Origin of the sequence: Streptomyces sp. NPDC001351, assembly GCF_042896045.1 — a bacterium.
Lineage (GTDB): Bacteria > Actinomycetota > Actinomycetes > Streptomycetales > Streptomycetaceae > Streptomyces.
This window is the reverse complement of record NZ_JBIAWS010000003.1, coordinates 526,071-527,213: the sequence shown is the minus strand read 5'-3', so window position 1 is coordinate 527,213 and position 1,143 is coordinate 526,071. Positions and strand designations below refer to the sequence as shown.

Annotated in this window: 1 protein-coding gene; it reads left to right on the top strand. The window is 72.3% G+C overall.

Features of this window, described 5'->3' with window-relative positions; translation table 11 throughout:
• The first annotated feature begins 19 nt into the window (after positions 1-19).
• Positions 20-1,138 (top strand): hypothetical protein, encoded by a 1,119-nt coding sequence (locus ACFY1U_RS12715; RefSeq protein WP_390694135.1) that lies wholly within the window; start codon positions 20-22, stop codon positions 1,136-1,138.
• Positions 1,139-1,143 lie beyond the last annotated feature (5 nt).

Sequence of the window (1,143 nt, the reverse complement as noted above, 5' to 3'; positions counted from 1 at the left end):
CGAAGGGAACAGAGCTCAGATGACAACAGGAGACCAGACCCCCGAGGAACCCGGCGGGACGGACGGTCCCGCCGGGCAGTCCCAGGCGCAGGTCGCGCTCGCCCCGGCGCCCACGGCAACGGACGCCGATACCGGCAACCGGGCCGCCGCGCCGACGGGCGCCGTATGGGATCAACCCCTGCCCTGGGCCGGTCCGCAGGACGACGGCCAGGACCAGAGCACCGCTCAGGCCACGTCGGCGGCCCCGGCGGCCGCAGTCCGTGACAAGAGCGAGCACACCGGCGACGACACCGAAGCCGGTGCGGAGGCTGCCGGTGAGGGGTCTTCGGTCGCCCTGTGGCAGGCGTCCGTCGCCGAGCAGCAGCGCGGTGCGCATGCCGCGCCGGTTCCCACGGGGGCCGTCGCCGGCCACGCCGTCTCGAAGTGGCTTCTGGGCGTCGCCGTCGCGGCCGCCGGTCTGCTCGCGGCGGTGGGGGTGGCCGACGGACTGGGGTCGCATGCGACCGCCGCGACGGCGAAGGAGAAGCCGGAGCCTCTGCTGGGCCCCGGCAAGGGCCTCGACGAGCCGGGCTCCCCGACCCGGACTCCGTCGACGCCTGCGAAGGGCCGCCTCGCGGCAGGGGCCGCAAAGGCGGCCGCGCCCCCCGCCGTGGGCCTGGCGGCCGCCCACACCCAGGACGGTGACACCTCTGCGCCGTCGCACAGCACCGCAGTCTCACCCCAGAAGGCAACGGCCAGGTCCTCGACGGCCGGGCAGAGCAGTTACCTCTCCGTACGGACCTCCGTGACGTCCCCGAACAACTACTGGAGCCAGAGCAACGTCAGCGTCACGACCATCAAGAAGCTCAGCGCACTGAAGGTCGTCCTGCACGTGGCCCAGACCGGTGGCGTGGCGAACACCGGCGTCTGGACGTCCCTCGGCGACAAGGTCACGGTGCACACCGGCAGGGCCTCGGACGGCGGAGCGGACTACGTCGTGACGCTCAACGCCGGCCTCACCCTCGACCCCGGAACATACGTCTTCCAGTTCCAGTACAACCACGACAAGGGCACCCGCGACACGGGCCACGACCTATGGGCCGTGGTGACCACGGCCGTCGGCGACAGCAAAGAGGTGTACGAGAACGGCCGTTACTGACGGCG

Bases quoted from the DNA above. Each gene is read 5' to 3' on its own strand.
- ACFY1U_RS12715 (WP_390694135.1), top strand. From the start codon at position 20: ATGACAACAGGAGACCAGACCCCCGAGGAACCCGGCGGGACGGACGGT.